This window comes from Paraburkholderia sp. UCT31, from assembly GCF_014397655.1.
GTDB lineage: Bacteria > Pseudomonadota > Gammaproteobacteria > Burkholderiales > Burkholderiaceae > Paraburkholderia > Paraburkholderia tuberum.
The window spans coordinates 112,756-133,924 of record NZ_VZQP01000006.1 but is presented as its reverse complement, the minus strand read 5'-3'; the positions used below and the strand labels follow the sequence as shown (position 1 = coordinate 133,924).

Below are 21,169 nucleotides of genomic sequence, written 5' to 3'. Positions count from 1 at the left end.
ACATCGCACACAGGAGGTCGTCATGTTGCTGGGTCATCCGGTCTTATTCAAATCGCTGTGCTACGTGGATGGATGCTGGGTTCATAGCGCGAGCGCCGCGAGCGTCGCGGTGCAGAATCCCGCGAATCAGGAGGTGCTCGGCCATGTGCCGATGTTCGAGGCGGCGCAGATCACCGCCGCGGTCGATGCCGCGCAGCGCGCGTTCGACACGTGGCGCTGGGTGCCGGTCGCCAAACGTTCGGCGCTGCTGTTGCGCTGGCATGAACTGATTCTGCGTCATCAGCAGGATCTCGCCGCGATTCTGTCGCTCGAACAGGGCAAGCCGCTTGCTGAAGCGCGCGGCGAAATTGCGTATGGCGCGAGCTTCGTCGAATGGTTCGCGCATGAGGTGCGCCGCCTGAATGGGCGCACGATTCCGACGCATATCGATGGCGCTCATCTGGGCACGATCATCGAGCCGGTCGGCGTGGCCGCGCTGATCACGCCGTGGAATTTCCCGTGCGCGATGCTCACCCGCAAGGCCGCCGCCGCGCTCGCCGCCGGTTGCACGGTGGTCGCGAAGCCCGCGCACGAGACGCCGTTCTCCGCGCTCGCGCTCGCGCAACTCGCCGAAGAAGCGGGCTTTCCGGCCGGCGTGTTCAACGTCGTGCTCGGCGAGCCGCAAATGGCGTTGGAAACGCTGGTTTCAGATAGCCGCGTGCGCTCGGTCAGCTTCACCGGCTCGACGCGTGTCGGCGCGCTAGTGATGCAAACGGCCGCACGGGCAGGCATCAAGAAGACCGCGCTCGAACTGGGCGGCAACGCGCCTTTCATCGTGACCGAAGATGCGGACCTCGAACACGCCGTGCGCGTCGCGGTCGCGGCGAAGTTCCAGACCTCGGGCCAGGACTGCTGCGCGGCGAACCGGATCTTCGTCGCGCGTTCGTTGTATGAAGCGTTCGTCGCGCGATATAGCGATGCCGTGAAGGCGTTGAAAGTGGGCGGCGCCTTCGACCCGAACGTGGACGTCGGCCCGCTGATGCACCAGGCCGCATTCGACACGACCGTGCAGCGCGTCGCCGACGCGCGTGAGAAGGGTGGGCGCGTCACGGTAGGCGGCGCGGCGCACGAGCGCGGCGGCTGGTTTTTCGAGCCGACCGTGGTCGCCGATGCGGCGCCCGGCATGCGCATTTACGACGAAGAAAATTTCGCGCCGATCTCGGCGGTCACGTCGTTCGATTCGCTCGACGAAGTGGTCGAACGCGCGAACGACACCGAGTATGGACTCGCCGCCTACGTGTGCGCGAAAGATCTGAACACCGTGTTTCAACTGATCCACCGACTCGACTTCGCGATGGTGTCCATCAACGGCGCGAAATTCACCGGCGCACCGATTCCGTTCGGCGGCATCAAGTCGTCGGGGCTTGGACGCGAAGGCGGCGTCGAAGGCTTCGAGCCGTTCGTCGAGACACGTTATTTCTGCCTTGGCCAGCTTGGCTTGCCGGTCAGCGACAGCGCCCCCGCTCGGGCCGCTGCACATGCGATGGCGACGGACGCAACGGCTTGAACCTACCGATTCATTCATCCAGACATCACACGAAGGAGCGACCCATGACTCAATTCGATCAACTGCTGAGCGCCGATCGCGCGCATTTCATGCATCCGTCGACGCACGCGCACGATCACGCGAGCGGCGCGCTACCGGGCCGGATCGTGACCGGCGCGAAAGGTATCCGCATCGAGGACCATCAAGGCAAGACTTTTATCGATGCATTTGCCGGCCTTTATTGCGTGAACATCGGCTACGGCCGCACCGAAGTGGCCGAGGCGATTTACGAGCAGGCGAAGAAGCTCGCGTATTACCACACATATGTCGGCCACTCGACCGATACGATCATCGAGCTGTCGTCGCGCATCATCGACTGGTCGCCGCAGGGCATGAAGAAGGTGTACTACGGCATGTCCGGTTCGGACGCGAACGAAACGCAGATCAAGCTCGTCTGGTACTACAACAATGTGAAGGGCCGCCCGAACAAGAAGAAGATCATTTCGCGCGAGCGCGGCTATCACGGCTCGGGCATCGTCACCGGCAGTCTCACGGGATTGCCGAGCTTCCACCAGTTCTTCGATCTGCCGATCGAGCGCGTCAAGCATACCGTGTGTCCGCACTGGTATCGTCGCGCGCCGGTCGGTATGAATGAAACGCAGTTCGTCGCGTACTGCGTCGACGAACTCGAAAAACTGATCGCGCGCGAAGGCGCCGATACGATCGCGGCCTTCATCGGCGAACCGGTGATGGGCACGGGCGGCATCGTACCGCCGCCGGCCGGTTACTGGCCCGCGATCCAGCAGGTGCTGAAGAAGCACGACATCCTGTTGATCTGCGACGAAGTGGTGTGCGGTTTCGGTCGGCTCGGCTCGAAGATGGGTGCGCAGCACTACGGCATTCAACCGGATCTGATCACTGTCGCGAAGGGTTTGACGAGTGCTTACGCGCCGCTGTCCGGCGTGATCGTCAGCGAAGGCGTATGGGACGTGATCGATAAGGCATCGCAGGAATCGGGTGCGTTGGGGCATGGCTGGACCTATTCGGGCCATCCGATCTGCGCGGCGGCGGCGCTCGCCAACCTTGATATTCTCGAACGCGAGAACCTCACGCAGAATGCGGCGCAAACCGGCGCTTATCTGCTGGAGCAATTGCATGCGGCGTTCGACTCGCATCCGCTCGTCGGCGAAGTGCGCGGCGTGGGCATGCTGGCCGCGCTGGAGTTCATGGCCGACAAGGATGTCCGCACGCCGTTCGATGCGGCGCTGAAGGTCGGGCCGCGTGTGTCGGCTGCCGCGATGCAGCGCGGACTGATCGCGCGGGCGATGCCGCACGGCGACATTCTCGGCTTTGCGCCGCCGCTGGTGACGTCGCGCGGCGACGTGGACGAGATCGTGAAGCTGACGCGCGAGGCGGTGGATGAGGTGGCGTCGCAGGTGTTTGCGCCGGCTGCTTCGCTTTGATGGAATGAGGTGAACGAGAGCCCCGGCTGCTGTCATGGCATGCGGTCGGGGTTTTTAATTACTTCGTGCGGTAGTGCCGCCATAGTTTCATGATCGTCACATAGGCAAGTGCTGCCACGATCAGTTCGATAGTCACCCACACCATGAAAAACAAATCGTCGGGATCGCGGATGCCGAGCCAACGCGAAGCACGCCACCATGCGAGCGCTTCACTTTCCGTCAACGGATAGGGGTATGGATGGACATAACGAATCGATAGAAGGAACAGGCCGAAAAACAGCGCGACTTTGAAGAGTCTACGCGCAAGTGTTGCCATCAGTAGTGACCTCGATGACTCTCATTCGTTGTTTCTCCCTGTGCGTCTTGTTCGTCGATAGTGCCGCCATAGCTTCATGATCGCCACGTACGCTAGAGTCGCCGCGATAAGATTCATCGCGACCGTCACCGCGAAAAATAGGTCATCGGGATCGCGGATACCAAGCCGGTTTGCGACATGTAGCCATGCAAGCTCCTGGCTTCTGGGCATCGGTATGGGGTACGTGTGAACGTAAGGCAGGAAAAGACGGAACAGGCCGCAAAACAGCACGACCTTGAAAAGTCTACGGACAAGTGTTGCCATACGTGATGACCTCAATAGTTCCGTATGCCCGCAGGCCCGAACTGCGCGCGGGGATGGTGACAGTATGCAGAAGCGCGTTGCGGATTCTCATGAAATCGCTATAGCTCGGCAGTGTGATGCAGCCAAGTGAAATACCGCGCCCGCCTGCCGGATGCAACCGGAACTGCCCGCGCTTAACTCCATTAACCCAGGTTATGTCGTCAACGCTGCCATCATCCCGGTACAACGCGAACCACTCTTCGTAATGGGACGGACGGCCGACGATTGTATTCAGGGTGTCTTTCGCCTGCGCGTAAAGCCGAGAGCCGATACCGCCCGTGGGCCGGTCTACGATCCAGTATTTTCCGGCAGGTATCGGGCCGCTATTCGGCACCGCCGTGCATCCGCCCCGATTCAGGTATTGGTCATTACCAGAAAACGCGTTGAATGTTCCAATCCCAAAAATGGTCAGCGGTGACAGAGGCTCGTTATTCACTAAAAACTTTCCCATATAAGCCATTTTTCACGCCCCTTATTCGCGCTCATTCCACGAGTCTGTGTATTTGATGTTGCCATCAAGGTAATGCCACGTGATGCGGTCATACATCATGGAGACCGATTCAACGTGATTGAGTGCGGACGCCTGCGCCAGCTTGGTATTGGCCATGCCGGGGTTGATGCCGCACACTTTCAAGCCTTCGAGCGTCATCACAAAATAGACTTCTTCTTTTCCTGCATCGTTGATGCGATACCACTTGATCTCCGCAGACGTCAGCGTTTGCCCCTTCGCCACGGCCTTGTAAAGATAGGGCGTTGCTGCATCAAACTCTTTTTCAAACGAAACCGGCGAGTGCGTGCGCCGGTAATTCTCCCGTTGGCGTTATCAACCGGCAGGTTGACGCCGTGACCGAAGCTGATGAGCTCAATACTTCCTTCCCGATCCTGAACGGTTGACGAACCCTTGATATCTGCACCGCCGTCATCCTTAAGCCACATATGTGCGGGAATGCCCATGCTGAGTAAATCCTCCTTTGATTGAGAGCAGCGTTAATTTTCGGGAAAGGCGCACCTTGTCTGAGCGACGCCTTCGCTACGGTGCCCCAATGATGGAGGACGGGAAGTGATTCAAGGCAAAGAAAAATGTAAATTGACAACAATTAACGATTGCTACGCGCGATAAAAAGCCCGCCTTGAAGGGCGGGCTCGCAGTGTGCTTGGTTCGTCGTCGAGGATTGATCGCAGCGGCCGGCGGTTTTATTGCATCGAGCGTTAGCGTGCGACCAAGTCGCCATAATGCCGATCCGGAATCACAACGATATTCCCCACAAAGCGCTTCTCCATAAACCGCGTCTGCGCGTCGTGAAACTTCGACAACGGATAAGTCGCCGCGAGAACCGGCCGGATCGTCCCGTTCTGAATATAGTCGAGCACGCGTTTGAACGCACCGCGCGTGCCCTGCGACGATCCATTCAACTGCAACTGCTTCAGATACATCGTGCGCAGATCGAGCTGCACGACCGGCCCCGCGATCGCGCCCGCGGTCGTATATCGTCCCTCAGGCCGCAACACGTTCAACAGCTTGCCGAACAGCGCCCCGCCGACAAGATCGGCGACTACATCGACGGCCCGCCCCTCGGTCATCCGTTCGACGTCCCCGACGAAATCGCCGCTGTCGCGCAGCATCACCTTGCGCGCCGAGCGCTAGCACGGCCTCTTCCTTGCCCTTGCTGACCACCGCATACGGAATCGCGCCGCGCGCGCGGCACAGCTGGATGATGGCCGAGCCGACACCGCCGGACGCGCCGGTAATCAGCACCGTTTCGCCGTGCTTGACGGCCGCGCGTTCGATCATCTGCTCGCCGGTGTGATAAGCGCACCACAACGTGGCGAGTTCGGCGTCGGAATAGGTGCAGTCGACCCGATGCGCGTTTTCCGCGGGCACGGCCGTGTATTCGGCGTAGCCGCCGTCGCGGCCGTGGCCGATGTAGTCGATGTCGGCGAGGCTGTCGTCGTCGCGGTTGTAGATCGACGCGTCGACGATCACGCGCTCGCCGATACGCGCGTCGCTGACGCCGCGACCCACCGCGACCACGCGTCCGACGATATCCGCGCCCTGAATGCGCGGAAACGTCAGCGTCGAGCGGCCGCGTCGCCACGTCGACACCGCTTGCGGATCGTCGTCGGTGCCGTAGGCGCCCTGGCGGACCCACACGTCGGTATTGTTGAGACCGCATGCGGTGACGTCGATCAGTACCTCGCCAGCCGCGCACGAGGGCACCGGCACGTCGTCGCGATAGACCAGTTTGTCGAGGCCGCCGTGCGCGGTCAGCACGACGGCCTTCATCGTTTTCGGAAGCATGTTTCCCCTTTCGTTGAAACGGGCGTCGTGCTTCGCGAGTTCACGCGGGCACGACGCCCGCGCAATCACGGTTTGACGAACAGCTTGCGTGGCGTCCTGCAAAAGGTCTCGACGCCGGTCCGCGTAATCAGAATGCTCTCGGTGATTTCGAGGCCCCAGTCGTCGAGCCACAGGCCCGGCATGAAGTGAAACGTCATGCCGGGTTCGAGGACGGTCTTGTCCCCAAGGCGCAGGCTCATCGTGCGCTCGCCCCAGTCCGGCGGATAGCTCGCGCCGATCGGATAGCCGCAGCGGCTGTTCTTCTCGATGCCGTATTTATGCAGCACCGCGAAAAACGCATTGGCGATGTCCTCGCAGGTATTGCCGGGTTTCGCCGCGGCGAGCCCTGCCTCGATCCCTTCGACCACCGCACGCTCGCCTTCGATGAAATGCTTCGGCGGCTTGCCGAGGTAGACGGTGCGCGACTGCGGGCAGTGATAACGCTTGAAGCAGCCGGCAATTTCGAAGAACGTGCCGGCGTCCTTCGCGAACGGCGTGTCGTCCCAGGTCAAATGCGGCGCGGCCGCGTCGGCGCCGGTCGGCAGCAGCGGCACAATCGCCGGATAGTCGCCGCCATAACCGTCGATGCCGGTAATGCCCGCCGAGTAGATCTCCGCGACGAGGTCATTCTTGCGCATGCCCGGCTCGATTCGCTCGACGATGTGCGCGTGCATCTTCTCGACGATGCGCGCGGCCACGCGCATGTACTCGATCTCGCGCGCGGATTTGACCGCGCGTTGCCAATTGACGAGGCCGGTTGCGTCCTGCCATTTCGCGTCCGGCAAATGCGCGACGAGCGAGCGATAAGCGGCGGCGCTGAAATAGTAGTTGTCCATTTCGACGCCGATCTTCGCGTTGGCCCAGCCGCGTGCGGCGATCACGTCGCGCGCGAGGTAGTCCATCGGATGACGCGCGGTGGATTGCACGTAGTGATCCGGATAGCCGACGATCTGATCGTGCTGCATGAAGACGGTGCGCTTGGCACCGTTCGCGTCCTGACCGCGACCGAACCAGACCGGCTCGCCATCGAGCGCGAGCAGCACGCACTGATGCACGTAAAACGACCAGCCGTCATAGCCGGTGAGCCAGGCCATATTGGTCGGGTCCGACACGATCAATAGTTCGATGCCGGCCGCCTGCATGGCCTTGCGCGTCTTGGCAAGACGCGCGGCGTACTCGTCGCGTTCGAACGGCAGGCGCACGACGGGCGCCGCGATTCGCGATTCGTGTTGCGTCGTATCTGACATCTTCCCCTCTCTCTGAGCGTGACGTCGTTGCGGAAAGTGGCGCCCGGTGCAAGTGAACGGGGCGTCCACGGGTATCTCTCGCCGCAGTCTAATGCCGCGAAAAAACGCCGCTGAATGTGCTAGTTCAATGTTCGCGACGTTATCGACGGACGCTGCGTGTTTGTTGCAGTGCACGCTGCGCCGCCCTTCTCCGCATGTAGAAAAGAATTGTTCTAGAGCAATCTGGATCGCAAATATGGCTGCGTATTCTGGTTCGCACCACACGTACGACGAACGGGACCGAATCGATATGAACACTGCGCGAGTTACCGATCTGTTGAGCGCTTCAGGCATCGCCCCGGCAAGTCTTTCCTCCGAGGAGCGCGCGGTCGCCCCCGCAAGCACACCGGCGCGCCGAGACGGAAGCCCGGCGAGCAAGCCATTGATCCGGCTCGACCGGATCACGAAACGATATGGCGCGCTGACCGTGCTCGACGAACTGTCGCTCGACGTGATGCCCGGCGAGAAGCTCGCGCTGATCGGTCCGTCGGGATCAGGCAAGACGACGATCCTGCGCATCCTGATGACGCTGGAGACGATCGACGGCGGCCATATCGAAGTGGACGGCGAACAGTTGTTCCATATGCCGCGGCGGCCAGATGGTGCCTGCGAACGAACGGCATCTGCAGAAGATGCGCGAGAAGATCGGCATGGTGTTTCAGCACTTCAATCTGTTTCCGCACAAGAGCGTGCTCGACAACGTGACGCTCGCGCCGATGCTGACGAAGGGCGAGAGCCGTGAATCGGCGGAGAGGCGCGCGCTCGACCTTTGCGGCGAGAACGAGGCGAGGCCACAGCAGGGTCGTTTGATGACGCTGCCGTCGCTGATGCGCTGAGAGCGCTGCGCGACGCCAATCATGTTGTTTTTCCCGAACGCGCGCGACGCGTCGCCGACGCACGCGTACGGATTACCGCATCCGTTGCAGGCTTTATGGAAAACCCCGATGCCTGCATCGTCCTAGAACATCGTTGCAGGCGCGGGTCGCCGGTATCGTGGATTCGGGCGACGTTGCCTGTGTCGCATAGAGACACCCCAGGAGAAGACATGCACTACGTACATTCATGGACCGCGCAGAGCCCGCAACCGCAGGCGCGCAGCTTGCTGCGACGCGCAATCGCGGCGTCGGCACTCGGAAACGCGACCGAGTGGTTCGACTACGGTATTTACGCCTACGGCTTGAGCTATATTTCGGCCGCGTTGTTTCCCGGCAGCACCGCGCAGGCCACGTTGTTCGCGCTCGCGACGTTCGCCATTTCGTTTCTCGTGCGTCCGCTGGGAGGATTGTTCTGGGGCCCGCTCGGCGATCGCCTCGGCCGCAAGCACGTACTCGCGTTGACGATCATCCTGATGTCGGTCGCAACGCTGCTGGTCGGACTCGTGCCGACTTACGCGAGCATCGGCTGGTGGGCACCGGTTATCCTCGTCGTTCTGCGGATGATCCAGGGCTTTTCGACGGGCGGCGAATATGGCGGCGCGGCGACTTTCATGGCCGAATACGCGCCGGACAATAAGCGCGGCTTTTGTGGCAGCTTCCTCGAATTCGCGACGCTGTCGGGCTTCTCGCTCGGTGCGTTTCTGATGCTCGGTTGCTCCGTCGTGCTCGGCAACACGGCAATGCATGCGTGGGGATGGCGTCTGCCGTTTCTGATTGCTGCGCCGCTCGGCCTGATCGGTTTCTATCTGCGCTCCAGGCTCGAAGACACGCCGGTCTTTCGCGAGCTCGAACAAACGATGCACAAGGAGCAGCATAGCTGCGTCACGCTGAAGGCATTGCTGCGCGACTATTGGAAACCGCTGATCCAACTCGGTGGACTCGTGGTTGCTTTGAATGTCGTCAACTACGTGCTGCTCGCCTATATGCCGACGTTCATGCAGAAGCAGCTCGGCATGAGCGACAACATGTCCCTGCTCGTGCCGCTGATCGGCATGCTCGCGATGATGGTGTTTCTGCCGTTCGCGGGCACGTTCTCGGATCGCGTGGGACGCAAGAACGTCTGGTGGTTTTCGCTGATTGGCCTGTTCGTCGCGGCGATTCCGATGTTCCTGCTGATGAAGCTCGGTGTGGCGGGCGCGTTCATCGGCTTTGCGGTGCTCGGGCTGTTGTACGTGCCGCAACTGGCCAGCATCTCGGCGATGTTCCCCGCGATGTTTCCGACCCAGGTGCGTTACGCGGGGATGGCGATTGCGTACAACGTGTCGACGTCGATTTTCGGCGGCACGGCGCCGATGGCGAACGAATGGCTGGTCGCGCATACGGGCAATGCGCTGGTGCCCGCTTATTACATGATGGCCGCGTGCGTCGTGGGGGCGATTGCGTTGATCTACGTGCCTGAAACGCGCGGGTGTTCGTTGCGCGGGCAAGGCATTCCGGGGAAGCAGGAAGTGATTGGTTGAAGTGACATGGCGTGGCCAACCGCGTATCGACGCAGTTCGGCCACGCGTGTTTGATTGAGCGTTTATTTCAGCTGGCTTTGCGCGAGCCTCGACTTCAGCAGTTCGTATTTCTCCCGCGACGTATCAGCGAACGCCGCCTCACGACTCGAACGCGTATCGTCGAATGGAATCGGCTCGGCAAACTGGCTGACCGTCAGATCCCATCTGCTGCCGTCGATCAGGTTGTAGAAGTGCGTGCCCCCCGACGTACGCGTCGTCAGAATCTCGCCACCGAAATAGTCCTGCATGATCAGAGACGTCACGCTGCAATGATTCTGCGCGGGATTCGTCGACGACCACGCGTGCGCGGGGCTCGACGTATCGCCGGCCCATACGCGTGCAAGCACGCGGTATAGATCGATGGGCGTCGCAAAGGGCTTCGATACGGCAGGCGTCTGTGCTTCCTGTGTCATGGCGGCAATCCTTCGTTCGATGAGCGGATAAGGTCGTGGAAAACAAAAAGCCCCGTCGTTGCCGGCGGGGCTTTCTGGCGCATGTCGCTGCGAATGATGTCTAGCGGCGTATGCGTATGCGAGTCCCCACAGGCAGTCCCACGCGGGCATGCGCATGATGATGCTTTGCAGTCGGGCGGTACGTGAGGGCTTGCATGGTGAGCGAGTGTGCCTTCGATTGCGCGACGCGTCAACGAATCATCGATGACTGCGTCGCGCTGACCGTGCTTACGACTTCGCGCCGCTCAGGATCGCGAGGCTCGGGCAGTAGTGCGTCGCGCTCAGATACGCGGCCTGCTGCGAGCGCACGCCTGCGCTGCTCGACGTCGGCGGATCGATGAATACCTGCGCGTTGTTCGATCCCGCCGGTGCCGTCAGCGTCATCGTCACTTTCCACCAGTTGCCGGATTTCACCGCGCTTAGCGCCGTCGCTTGCCCCGCGCCCCACGTGCCGCGCACGATCGCGCCGGTGTTGGTGTTCAGCACCCAGCCGAACTCGGTGCCGCTCGGGTCGTCGGTCTGGATCGAGCCGCCGGGGAACACCGTTGCGTTGGTGGTGGCGAGCACGTAGTCGGTGAACGTGTACGACTGTCCGCCCTGCACACGGATCACTTCGTGAATGTTCGACACGGCCGAACCGTTCGTGCTCGTGACCGTCGCGGCGCCGCGATCGACGCCGGAGATGTCGGTGGCGGGCACGGCGGTGCCGCCGCTCGACTGGAACCACGCATCCGGCGTCGCCAGACTGAGCGGCGAGTTGATCAGGTTGTTCGCGTAACAGGCCGACGCGGCCGCGTTGGTCGGCGGCCCGTAGAAGCTCGCGATGCTCGCCTGGATCGCGTTGTCGGTCGTATCTGACGTCGCCTTCGTGATGATCGCGCCTTCGAAAAACTGGATCGGCGCGGCGCTGCCGTCGCCGCCTTCGCCGAGCGACAGACCGCCTTGCCATTGACCATTGAATGCGTGACCGGCGTCGTTGCCGAAGTTTAGCGCTTCAGGCGGCGTCTGATCGTATAGCGACGTCAACACGCTTTGGGAAGCGGAGCCGCCTTTGACCGCGAACAGATTCGACGCGGTGACCGGCGAGTACTTCGACAGCACCGTCACGAACTTCTCCTTCGCCGGCTGCTGCGGACCATACAGATAGACGCCGGCTTCGGCATCGACGCCCGGCCAGTTGGTATCGAGCGCATTGCACACCGGGTCCTTCACGTTGGACGGTTGGATCGAGTCGCCGTCGCAATAGCCGAACACGGCCGCGTTGCCGTTCGAGAACGCGAGTGCGAACATTTCGCCTTCCACTTCGCCGTGAGAATAGGTGCTCGGATTCGCGCTGTTCTCCATGTTGCCGTAGGTGCCGCAGCAGGTCGACGACTGGCTGTAGTGCGCGCCGGCCACCATGTACTCGGCGATTTCGCTATCGCCGATCGACTGGTTCACCGTGCCGAAACGTTTGCGATAGGCCTGGCCGGCCAAGGTGCCGAGAGCAGGAATCTGCACGCCGTTCGTCGTAACGAGAGCGAGTTTGGCCGGCGTGCCGGTAAGCGCGGGCAAGTCGTTGCCGATCGTCAGTTGCTGCGTCGGCGCCTGCGCGGTCAAGGCGGTCGGCGGTTGCGCCAACTGAACGGTCAAGGCGCCGGAGGTGCCGGGCAGCGTGATGGTCGCGAAGCCGTTGAGGACCGGCACGGTGGTCGTTGTGCTGCCGTTCTGTACGGTGAGCGATTCCGTGCCGTCCTGGTTCAGCGTCAGCGTCGCGGGGACATTACCGAACGCGCCGTTTTTCAGCGGCGCGACCAGATCGATCTGATCGTAGATGTAGGTGACCGAGCAGGTGGTGTTGTTACAGAAGGATTGCGTGCTCTGCACATTCGCCGAGCCGACCAGCGAACGGTCACCGCCTTTCAGCGTGCTGTTGGTGTACGGATAGACGTCGAGCGTCGTGTTGTCGGACGCGCGTTGAATCTGGAACAGCGGGCCCGTGTAGTTCTTCGTCAGCAGTCGGGTCACGCTGTGCGCGGCGGAGCAGGGCGTGTTGGCCGTGGCGGCGGCGTCGCAGGGCAGTGGAATAGCCGTCGTCGCGTTGTTGTCCGCCGATGCATTCGAATTCGATTGCGATGCATTGCTGATCGGCGCCGCGTTCGAGGTGGCCGCGTTCGCCACCGGCGATGTCGACGCGCCGCTATTGTCGCCATTGCATGCGGCGAGTCCGACGGCCATCGCCAGCCAGACCGCCACTAATCCCATTCTTCTGGACATCATGACCCCTCCTGTTGAACCGCTGATCGGTTGAAAACACTTAGTTGATCTAGATAAAGAATCGAGACAGCCCGTAGGCTGACGCCGAACGTCCGGCAGGTAATAATATTAGTCAATAATATTGATTTGACGGCATGGGGTAATCCCCCATGCGAGCTGAATGAAAATGAAAGAATCCGAACTGCATGCGGCATGCGTATTCCGCATAGGCTAGAGTCTTTATTGGATTATTACTAATATTTGTCCAACACGGCATGCTGCATGCCGGTCTGCGCGAGGGTGTGAAGCGAGGGGGGATAGAAATGATCGTGGCGCGCGTCGAATCAGGCGTTCGGCTGCGGATGGCTTGCGCCGATGTGCTTCAACGCAATTCAATCGCCGGACAGAACCGTGTCCTCGACTTCGTAGCGCTCATTGCCAACTGAAATCAGATTGATGCCGGCATGCTTGCGCGTCAGCGTGTCGCCGGGCATCGGCCGATCGCTCGCGGACGCGGCCGTGCCGACTACCCGGCCGTCGACGCCGAAGAAAATCGCCCGTGTGGCGCCGTCGGGCCAGTAGACCACGACCGTAGTCGATCGATCGCCGTGATGCACGACGCCGAACTTGCACATCGTTTTGGTCTGTCCGTTGCGGCGCTCGCACGGCAACGTGCCGCTCGCGCTGATAGGCGATTCCTTCACGGGCCCGTGGCCGTTCTGCGAGCCGGCCTGTGCGCTTTCAGTCGAAATCGAAATCAGCGTCACGCCATCCGCTTCGCCGACCACGCGCGCGTGCCGCTGATGCCTGGCGATCGCGCGCACGGCGGCGCTGTCGCGCGAGCCCGGACAGCCGACCAGCATCGCCATATGGTCGAGATAGTTCACGGTCGCGGCCGACTCGCCGAGCCGCCGGCATGCATCGCCCGAGTGCGGATAGCCATCGCCGAGCACGACGAACGACGCGGGCCATTCGAACGGTTTCTCGATGCCAGCGGCCTGCGCGGAAGTCGAAGCGCCGGCGGCACCGAAAGCCATCGCCGCAATCGCCGCGTACGGCGCCGAAGCAAAAGACCGGGTCGTGCGTCGCATCGAAGTTCTCCTCGGCTTGCTCACGTTCGAGCCGCGCCGGCCGCCAACGCCGCCTGCGCCCGTTGCAGCCACTCGCGATTATGCTCGCGCGCGTGGCGCGGCCAATGTTTGGCGTCCTGCACGATTTCCGCATAGAGCGCGCCGGCGCGGCGGCGGTCCGCATCTTCCGGTTGCGCGGCGAGCCAGTCGGCGAACAGGCAGCGCGGCGCGACGTCGGTCGCGCAGGTCAGCGCCTGTTCGAATGCCGCGCGTGCGCCCAGCGCATTCCGCGCGGCCAGCGTGCGCGCGTTCAGCAGCGCCGGCTCGCCCTGGTTGCGTGCCCGCGGATTGACCGAGAACAGATCCGCCAACGTCGCATCCGCGGCCGTGTAGTCGCCGAGCGCGAACTGCGAGCGCGCGAGACCGAGCAGCAGCGCAGGATCGTTTGCAAATGGGCCGTTCGCCGCGGTCTGGAAATGTTCGAGCGCTTCGCGCGGATTGCCGGCCGCGAGCAAGGCCTCGCCGAGCCGCATCCGATGCTGCACGGTCGGCGCGCGGTCGAAATCGGCGCGCGCTTCACGCAGCGCGCGATTCGGATCGACGAATTGCGTGATCGCCTGCGTGGCCACCCGCGCGCCACGCGAGTGGCGCAGATCCGGCAGATAGATCGCGAAGAAGTACACGACACTGCCGAGCAGCGGAAAAGCAAACAGAATGAATAGCCAGTAGATGCCCTGGTTATTGCGCATCGCGTGGACGGCGAAAAAGATCGCGATGAAAACGTGAAGACCAATTCCAAAAAAGTAGGGCATATCGATTCAACCTTCGAGCATGAGGAAAAGCGCGCCGCGAGCCCGTCATTGGCGTAACCGGGCCCTAATGCAGCGAACCGACCCGCAGATACGCGAATAGAAGCGACAACGCCACGACGATCACGCCGGTGGCAATGACGAGACGGTTGGCCAACAGTCGGCGCATCGCAAGTCTCCTAGACGAAACTGTAGCGTTCGGAATGGTAGCGGATGCGCGGCACTTTCATTTCGCCGAGCGCCGTTTCGATCGCATCCATCATGGAGTCCGGGCCGCAGATGAAATACTCGTGATCGGCGAACTCGGGCGGTAGATGTCGCCGGAACATCGCGGCGTCGATGCGCCCGACTTCCCCGCTCCAGCCTTCGGGCGGGTCCGACAGCACATAGACGATGCGCAGATCGAGCCGCGCTTTCAGCGCATCGAGCTCCTCGCGGAATGTCAGCGAGTCCCAAGTCTTGCCGCTGTACAGTAGCACGAGCGGACGTTGGTCGCCGCGATCGGCGAGCGTGCGGATCATGCTCATCATCGGCGTGATGCCGATACCGCCCGCGATCAGCACGTGCATGTCGGTCGGATGCCCGATCGTGAACGCGCCATACGGTCCGTCCAGATACACACGCCGACCTGTTTCGATCGTCTTCACCTGGCTCGTGAAATCGCCGAGATTGCGGATCGTCATTTCAACGCGGCCGTTCGCGGCCTCGGCGCTCGACGAGAACGAAAAAGGATGTCCGGTGATCCTGAACGGGCTGCCCCACACGTTGAGCCAGCCGAACTGGCCGGGCTTGAAGCGAAAGCCAGCGTGGCCGTCGGGCTGCATCACGAGCGTCGTCGTGTCGCCGCGTTCGGCGCGCACTTCCGCGATCCGGTACGGACGCCTGATCATGAAGAGCGGCTTGAACAGACGCACGTACAGCAGCAGCGCTACCCAGAATGCTGTCATGCAGATCCACAGCGTGCGCTTGAACGGATCGGTCAGATAGAAGCCCCAGCCGATCATATGCAGCACGCCGCCGAAGATCGCGACGAGCGCGAGCCCGATATGCGACAGATGCCACAGCTCGTAACGAATCTTCAATTGCTTGCGCCATAGCGCGGTGATCACCAGCAGGATCACCGAGCCGATCGACAGGAACGCGAACCACGCACCCCACGGTACCTCGAGCAGCGAGTCGGGCATCGCGACCTTGTCCGAGCGGATCGCGAACAGGATCAGCGGATGCACGACGACCAGGCTGACCGCGAGCAGCGACACGCGTCGATGGAAATGATAGATAACGTCCTCGCCCCACGGCTCGGTCACGTGACGAAAGCGCGCGGTGAGGCCGAATTGCAGGCCCATCATCGCGAGTCCGGAATAGCCGAGCGCCACCGAGAATTCGGTGCCGAAGTTGCGCGCGGGCGGGAGCGTGCCGGTCAGCAGCGCAAACAGCGGCGCGAGAATGAACAGTAGATAGATGACCGACCAGACGGCCTTGCGCACGAGATCTCGAGACTGCATCGGTGCTTCTCCATGCCGGGTGCGGCGGTCCCGCTCGCGCTCAGTCCGAGTTCAGACGCAGGTGGTGAGCAGCAGCGCGGGCCCGAACGTGATCACGGTCGCGACCAGCGCCGCGATCAGGGTCCAGACGACGACGGTATGCATGAACGAGCTGATGCGTTCGGGACCAGGGTCGCGGGTCGCGGCGCGATAGCGCCATAGCCAGCCGATCGCGATCAGATGCAGCAGCAGAATGATCGCGAGACTCGCGCGCAGCGGGCCGGTGGGCCACGCGAACGCGCAGCCGATCGCGTGCAGCGCATACAGGATCACGAACGCGAGACACCAGATCGTGAAGCCGACGGCGAGCCACCACAGCCGCCGCGGCGAAAGCGGACGCGCATTCATGGTCTGGCTCCCAGCACGGCGACGAGGCTCGGCAGCGCGAGCACGAGTCCAAGCGCGATGATGCCCGTCGCCAGCGTGTAATCGACCCACAGGCGGGTGAGGCGCAGATCGGTCAGGCGTCGCGCGGAAACGAAGCCCGCGCCGACGCGCAGCACGTTGCTGACGAGGAACAACAACCCGACGCCCGCGTGAACTGCGATGTACGTGAGCAGCGCCGCGGCCGTCGCGCCGAGCGCGTGCTCGCGCGGATTCGGTGTCACGCCGTTGATCAGCATCACGCAGGCGATGAGCGCGACGATCAGCGCGATCGCGCTCAGCCCGATCGTGCCGTGCGGTTTGCGCTCGGCGGCGGCCGCGCGCAACGAGCCACGCGTGGCGGCCGCGGCCACCGCGAGCGCGACGGCCGCGACGAGCGCGAGCACGCGGTTCGGATGCGGCGTCACGGCTGCCGGCCAGTTCGGCGCGGCAATCCACAGATAGAACGTGCCGAAGATCAGCGAGGTGAACAGCGTGCCGTTCGCGACCAGCGCGCAGATCATCGAAAGCCATGACGGCGCACCGGCGACCTCGGTATGCGGCGGCACGCTGACGCCTCGGCCGACCGGCAGCGCGCCATAGTCGCGCGCGTGCCCCGCGCTCTGGCCCGCGTAGATGAAGAGGCCAAACGTCACGAATGCGAATGCGACCGACAGCAGATAGAACTTGAACAGCATCGCGAGCACCGCGGCGGCGGTCATGAGCGCGGTGACGAGCGGCAGATACGTCGAGTTCGGCAGCACGATCAGCTGTTCGGGCTCGCCCGATGTCATATGCACGCCTAGCGTCTCCTGCCAGCCGTTGCGCGTGAAACCGAGGTAACCCTCGCCGCGCGCTAGAGAGGTCGCTAGCTGGCCCGGGGGCACCTTTTCGGTTTCGGCGTCCATGTGCGGGATCGACGCGAATGCGTACGGCGCGGGCGGAATCGGCATCGCCCATTCGAGCGTGGTCGAGTCCCACGGATTGCGTCGCACGCGCTGGCCGAAACGCAGCTGCGCGATGATGTCGATCACGACGAGCGCGAAGCCGATCGTCATCACGAAGCTGCCCACCGACGACAGCAGATTGAGCCAGTTCCAGCCTTCGTCGCCGCTATAGGTGAAGACGCGCCGCGGCATGCCTAGCAGGCCGGTCAGGTGCATCAGGAAGAACGTCATGTTGAAGCCGACGAACACGAGCCAGAACGCCGGCACGGAAAGGTTATGCACGGCGGTGCGCCCGGTCAGCAGCGGCAACCAGTAATAGAACGCCGCGAGCATCGGAAACGCGAGCGCGCCGGCCACCACGTAGTGCAGGTGCGCGACGACGAAGTAGGTGTCGTGCGCCTGCCAGTCGAACGGCACGATCGCGAGCATCACGCCGGTCAGCCCGCCGCACGTGAACACGAAGAAGAAGCCGAAGATGTACAGCATCGGCACGTCCCAGCGCGGGCGGCCGTGCGACAGCGTGGCGAGCCACGCGAAGAACTGGATCGCGGTGGGCACCGCGACGATCGCCGAGCCCGCCGAGAAGAACGCGAGCGCCAGATGCGGAATGCCCACCGTAAACATGTGATGCACCCAGATGCCGAAGCTCAGGAACGCGAGCGCGATGATCGCGACGACGATCGTGCGATAGCCGACGAGCTTGCGGCGCGCGAACACGGGGATCATCGTCGACAGCACGCCGGCCATCGGCAGGAAGATGATGTACACGTCCGGGTGGCCGAACAGCCAGAACAGATGCTGCCACAGCAGCGGATCGCCGCCGCGCGTCGGATCGAAGAACGGCAGGTTGAACGCGCGCTCCACCTCGAGCAGGATCGAGCCGAGAATCAGCGGCGGAAACGCGACGATCATCATCATCGCGGTGACGAGGATGTACCACGCGAAGATCGGCATGCGATCGATCGACATGCCCGGCGCGCGTATCTTGAGGATCGAGACGGTGAGTTCCACCGCGAGCGAAAGCGCTGAAATCTCCACGAACGTGATGCCAAGCAGCCACACGTCGGCGTTCAGTCCGGGCGTGTACACGTTCGAGCTGAGCGGCGTGTACATGAACCAGCCGCCGTCCGGCGCGGAGTGCAGGATCAGCGACACGGTCAGGATCGTGCCGCCGAACAGATAGCACCAGTACCCGTACGCGGTCAGCCGTGGAAACGCGAGGTCGCGCGCGCCGATCAACTTCGGCACCAGGTAGACCGCGAAGCTTTCCACCATCGGGATCGCAAACAGGAACAACATCATCGACCCATGCATCGTGAAGACCTGGTTGTAGGTTTCCACGTCCATGAAGGCCGCATGCGGCGTCGCAAGCTGCACGCGCGTCAACATGCCGAGGATGCCCGCGATCGCGAAGAACACGAACGAAGTGATCATGATGCGCAAGCCGAGGACGGTATGGTTGACCGAGGTAAGTCTCTGCACGCCTGGCCCGGTGGCCCAGATCGCGGCAAGCTGGCGATGCAGCCGCAGCGCGGTGATGCCCTGTGATGGCGGCTCGACGGGCACACTCATTTCTTCACCTCCCCGTTGGCGGCGGCGTTTTTGACAGCAGCCGGAAAATCTTCCGGACGATCGACGATCACGGTGAAGTGCATCCCCGCATGACCGATGCCGCAAAACTGGTTGCATTGTCCGGCGTACTCGCCGGGCTGATCGGCCTGGATACGCAGCAGGTTGTGGTGGCCAGGGACCGCGTCGATCTTGCCCGCGAAGCGCGGAATCCAGAATGCGTGCACGACGTCCATGCTGGTCACGACGATGTCGACCGGCGTGCCCGCGGGCAGGTGCAGCACGTTCCCGGTTTCGACGTTGCCGAGTTCCGGATAGCGGAAGGTCCAGCGCCATTGCTGCGCGATCGCCTCGATGCGCGCGGGCGCATGCGCGCGCAGCGGCAGCAGCAACTCGCCCGCGTACAGCGCGTAGCAGATCAACGGGATCAGGATCACTGCCGGCAGCACGAGACCGCCGAGCACAATCCAGCGCGCGGGCGACCCGTGCGAGCCCCAGCCGGGCCGGAAGACCGTCATCAGAAACAGTACGAGCACCATCGCGAACAGGATCGCGGCGCCCGCCAGCATCACCCACCACAGCCCGGCGATCGATGCGGCGGCCGGACCCGATGGCTCGAGCGTCGAGAGCGGCCCGGTGCAGCCGGACAACGCGGCGAGCGATCCGGCTTGGACGGCCAGGCGCAAGCAGCTATGATGGTTTGCACCACCAGGCATCCGATGCGAGGACACACCATCATGGCAAACAAAGGCAATGCTGGAAACGAGACGCGAAGCGAAGTGATGCTCGAGCTGTTGCGGCTCGACAAGGGGTCGGTGGTGGCGCTCGTCGGTCATCCGATTCACGTGATGATGGTGCATTTCCCGATCGCGTTCGTCGTCGCGACGTTGGGCGTCGACGTAATCTACTGGTGGACGGGCGACCCGTTCTGGATTCGCGCCGGCTTGTGGGCCGCCGGCTTCGCGTTCTGGAGCGGCGTGGCTGCGAGCGTGGTCGGTACCGCCGAGCTGCTGCTGGTGCGCGGTATCCGCCTGAAGGAAGCGAGCTGGTCGCATGCGGTCGCCGCGATGACGCTCGTCGCGCTCGCGGGTGCGAACTGGGGCGTGCGCCTTTATTACCCCGATGAGATCCTGCCGCATGGGCTCGTGCTGTCGGTGCTCAGCTCGGTGATGACGGGCTTCGCCGGCTGGCATGGGGGCAAGCTCGTGTTCGATCATGGCGTCGGAATTCTCGTTTCGCCGAAGGAGTGATGCAGCCAGCGGCCAAGTCCACCGGGCTCGAACAGATGCGGTGCCAGCAGGTTCGAGTCGATGTGAGGCTTGGCCAGCACGATCCAGATGATCGCGACGATCACGATCAGATAAGCGATGGTCAGCGCGATCGCCGAGGCACGGCTGAAGCTGCCGTCGGGCAGATACAGATCGTGCAGTACGAGGCCGGCCAGCACATGCAGCATCGCCATGATGCCGACGAACACCATCTTCGCGGTGAACCATTCGACGAAGGTGGCCTGCAGAAAAATCAGCGCGGTGCCGCTCGCAATCGCGACGAAAGCGGCGGGCGAGGTCAACTCCACGAACACGAGACGCGTGATGCGGTGCAGCCGGTCGAGTTCGGTGCCCGCCGCGAGCCCGCGGCGCTGCCAGAACAGATACGGCAGCACGATCAAACCGCCCGACCAGACGGCGATCGCGGCCAGATGAATGAACTTCAGCAAGGTCGTCACAGCGCGGGCTCTCTGACGCGCAGGCTTGACCAGACGAGCGAAAGTCCTGCCGCGAGATAAGGGATCATCGCCAGTACCCACATCAACAGTCCGGCGAGTTGCTGGTCGGCGAGCGGGGTGAGCCCCCACGCGGCGGTGGTCGCGAAGTGCGCGACGTAGAGCGGCACCGGCGCGAACACGATCAACGCGCCGAGCAATCCCATATGGCCGATCGTCGCGACGAGCGCCATCAGCGCGGGGCCGGTCGGCAGCGACGGCGAGAAGATGCTGCGCCACATGAGCCATGCACTGCCAAGCAAAGTGATCTGCATCAGCCAGTAGCCGGGTACGGTCGACAGTCCCCATGCATACGGCCCCGGCGCATGCCACAGCCAGATGATCACCGCATGCGCGGCGACTACCGGCACGAGCGGCGGATGCGCGAGGCGCGGCAGCGGAAACGCGAGTGCGAGCAGCGGCGCGACGGCGGCGATCAGAATGATGTGATGGGTGACGCGTGCGGAGAACAATGCCGAGGATAACGCGCAGAGCGGCGACACGAACACGAGGGCCATCAATGCGACGGCGCCCCATCCCGCCCGTGCATTCGCCGAGCGGTTGCTGGCCACGAACCATGCGAGCGCCGCGAGCCCGACGAGCAATGGCGGATCCGTGTTCCAGCGCAGCCACAAGCTTTCAGGAACAGCCGCGGGACCACAGTAGGCGACAGGAAAATATGGCATGGGCGATGTCTTCAACGAGTCCAGGTGC

Annotated in this window: 21 protein-coding genes and 1 pseudogene; 6 read left to right on the top strand and 16 right to left on the bottom strand. The window is 62.9% G+C overall.

The window, feature by feature from the left end; translation table 11 throughout:
- Nucleotides 1-22: 22 nt before the first annotated feature.
- Both F6X40_RS06520 and F6X40_RS06515 read left to right on the top strand, forming a co-directional pair.
- Complete coding sequence (locus F6X40_RS06520; RefSeq protein ID WP_187627198.1) at nt 23-1,546, top strand: NAD-dependent succinate-semialdehyde dehydrogenase; 1,524 nt, start codon at nt 23-25, stop codon at nt 1,544-1,546.
- Nucleotides 1,547-1,590: 44 nt separating this feature from the next.
- Complete coding sequence (locus tag F6X40_RS06515) at nt 1,591-2,988, top strand: aspartate aminotransferase family protein (RefSeq protein ID WP_187627197.1); 1,398 nt, start codon at nt 1,591-1,593, stop codon at nt 2,986-2,988.
- A gap of 58 nt (nt 2,989-3,046) precedes the next feature.
- Here F6X40_RS06515 and F6X40_RS06510 read toward each other — a convergent pair whose 3' ends face one another.
- The 6 genes and pseudogenes from F6X40_RS06510 to doeA form a co-directional block, all read right to left on the bottom strand.
- On the bottom strand, nt 3,047-3,304 hold the full coding sequence (locus F6X40_RS06510; protein ID WP_187627196.1) for a hypothetical protein: 258 nt from the start codon (nt 3,302-3,304) through the stop codon (nt 3,047-3,049).
- 283 nt (nt 3,305-3,587) lie between these two features.
- A complete protein-coding gene (locus tag F6X40_RS06505; RefSeq protein WP_187627195.1) occupies nt 3,588-4,106 on the bottom strand; it encodes a DUF2778 domain-containing protein in 519 nt (172 codons plus the stop codon).
- Between the two features lie 12 nt (nt 4,107-4,118).
- Nucleotides 4,119-4,600, bottom strand: a pseudogene (locus F6X40_RS06500) (Hcp family type VI secretion system effector).
- 255 nt (nt 4,601-4,855) lie between these two features.
- On the bottom strand, nt 4,856-5,227 hold the full coding sequence (locus F6X40_RS42155) for a zinc-binding dehydrogenase (protein WP_262421384.1): 372 nt from the start codon (nt 5,225-5,227) through the stop codon (nt 4,856-4,858).
- Nucleotides 5,142-5,945: an alcohol dehydrogenase catalytic domain-containing protein gene (locus F6X40_RS06495; protein WP_262421383.1), complete on the bottom strand. Its 804-nt coding sequence runs from the start codon at nt 5,943-5,945 to the stop codon at nt 5,142-5,144. The genes F6X40_RS42155 and F6X40_RS06495 overlap by 86 nt, the downstream gene beginning before the upstream one ends.
- 65 nt (nt 5,946-6,010) lie before the next feature.
- Nucleotides 6,011-7,231 carry an ectoine hydrolase DoeA gene (gene doeA / locus F6X40_RS06490; protein ID WP_187627194.1) on the bottom strand — a complete coding sequence of 407 codons (1,221 nt, stop codon included), beginning with the start codon at nt 7,229-7,231 and terminating at the stop codon, nt 6,011-6,013.
- A gap of 127 nt (nt 7,232-7,358) precedes the next feature.
- On the opposite strand from doeA, the gene F6X40_RS06485 reads away from it, so the two are divergent.
- Both F6X40_RS06485 and F6X40_RS06480 read left to right on the top strand, forming a co-directional pair.
- On the top strand, nt 7,359-8,012 hold the full coding sequence (locus F6X40_RS06485; protein ID WP_262421382.1) for an ATP-binding cassette domain-containing protein: 654 nt from the start codon (nt 7,359-7,361) through the stop codon (nt 8,010-8,012).
- A gap of 303 nt (nt 8,013-8,315) precedes the next feature.
- Nucleotides 8,316-9,665, top strand: a complete 1,350-nt coding sequence (locus tag F6X40_RS06480; protein WP_187627193.1) for an MFS transporter — start codon at nt 8,316-8,318, stop codon at nt 9,663-9,665.
- A 62-nt stretch (nt 9,666-9,727) separates the two neighbouring features.
- Here the strand turns inward: F6X40_RS06480 and F6X40_RS06475 are convergent, their stop codons facing one another.
- Both F6X40_RS06475 and F6X40_RS06470 read right to left on the bottom strand, forming a co-directional pair.
- Nucleotides 9,728-10,117, bottom strand: a complete 390-nt coding sequence (locus F6X40_RS06475; protein ID WP_187627192.1) for a hypothetical protein — start codon at nt 10,115-10,117, stop codon at nt 9,728-9,730.
- 267 nt (nt 10,118-10,384) lie between these two features.
- Nucleotides 10,385-12,163, bottom strand: coding sequence for an arabinofuranosidase catalytic domain-containing protein (locus tag F6X40_RS06470; RefSeq protein ID WP_316251790.1), 1,779 nt, complete (start codon nt 12,161-12,163; stop codon nt 10,385-10,387).
- A gap of 25 nt (nt 12,164-12,188) precedes the next feature.
- Between F6X40_RS06470 and F6X40_RS42150 the strand changes: the two genes are divergently transcribed.
- Nucleotides 12,189-12,446: a hypothetical protein gene (locus F6X40_RS42150; protein ID WP_262421381.1), complete on the top strand. Its 258-nt coding sequence runs from the start codon at nt 12,189-12,191 to the stop codon at nt 12,444-12,446.
- A 337-nt stretch (nt 12,447-12,783) separates the two neighbouring features.
- On the opposite strand, the gene F6X40_RS06465 is transcribed toward F6X40_RS42150, so the two are convergent.
- From F6X40_RS06465 to coxB, 6 genes are all read right to left on the bottom strand, one after another.
- Nucleotides 12,784-13,482: a hypothetical protein gene (locus F6X40_RS06465; RefSeq protein ID WP_187627190.1), complete on the bottom strand. Its 699-nt coding sequence runs from the start codon at nt 13,480-13,482 to the stop codon at nt 12,784-12,786.
- A 20-nt stretch (nt 13,483-13,502) separates the two neighbouring features.
- Nucleotides 13,503-14,273 (bottom strand): tetratricopeptide repeat protein, encoded by a 771-nt coding sequence (locus tag F6X40_RS06460; RefSeq protein ID WP_187627189.1) that lies wholly within the window; start codon nt 14,271-14,273, stop codon nt 13,503-13,505.
- A 176-nt stretch (nt 14,274-14,449) separates the two neighbouring features.
- Complete coding sequence (locus tag F6X40_RS06455) at nt 14,450-15,775, bottom strand: ferric reductase-like transmembrane domain-containing protein (RefSeq protein WP_187627188.1); 1,326 nt, start codon at nt 15,773-15,775, stop codon at nt 14,450-14,452.
- 51 nt (nt 15,776-15,826) lie between these two features.
- Nucleotides 15,827-16,162: a hypothetical protein gene (locus tag F6X40_RS06450; protein ID WP_018423781.1), complete on the bottom strand. Its 336-nt coding sequence runs from the start codon at nt 16,160-16,162 to the stop codon at nt 15,827-15,829.
- On the bottom strand, nt 16,159-18,696 hold the full coding sequence (ctaD, locus tag F6X40_RS06445) for a cytochrome c oxidase subunit I (RefSeq protein WP_187627187.1): 2,538 nt from the start codon (nt 18,694-18,696) through the stop codon (nt 16,159-16,161). The genes F6X40_RS06450 and ctaD overlap by 4 nt, the downstream gene beginning before the upstream one ends.
- A complete protein-coding gene (gene coxB / locus F6X40_RS06440) occupies nt 18,693-19,379 on the bottom strand; it encodes a cytochrome c oxidase subunit II (protein WP_187627186.1) in 687 nt (228 codons plus the stop codon). The genes ctaD and coxB overlap by 4 nt, the downstream gene beginning before the upstream one ends.
- 51 nt (nt 19,380-19,430) lie before the next feature.
- On the opposite strand from coxB, the gene F6X40_RS06435 reads away from it, so the two are divergent.
- Nucleotides 19,431-19,943 carry a DUF2231 domain-containing protein gene (locus F6X40_RS06435; protein WP_184040085.1) on the top strand — a complete coding sequence of 171 codons (513 nt, stop codon included), beginning with the start codon at nt 19,431-19,433 and terminating at the stop codon, nt 19,941-19,943.
- On the opposite strand, the gene F6X40_RS06430 is transcribed toward F6X40_RS06435, so the two are convergent.
- Nucleotides 19,907-20,419, bottom strand: a complete 513-nt coding sequence (locus F6X40_RS06430) for a CopD family protein (RefSeq protein ID WP_187627185.1) — start codon at nt 20,417-20,419, stop codon at nt 19,907-19,909. The two genes, F6X40_RS06435 and F6X40_RS06430, sit on opposite strands and share 37 nt — an antisense overlap.
- Nucleotides 20,416-21,141 (bottom strand): cytochrome c oxidase assembly protein, encoded by a 726-nt coding sequence (locus tag F6X40_RS06425; protein ID WP_262421380.1) that lies wholly within the window; start codon nt 21,139-21,141, stop codon nt 20,416-20,418. The genes F6X40_RS06430 and F6X40_RS06425 overlap by 4 nt, the downstream gene beginning before the upstream one ends.
- Nucleotides 21,142-21,169 lie beyond the last annotated feature (28 nt).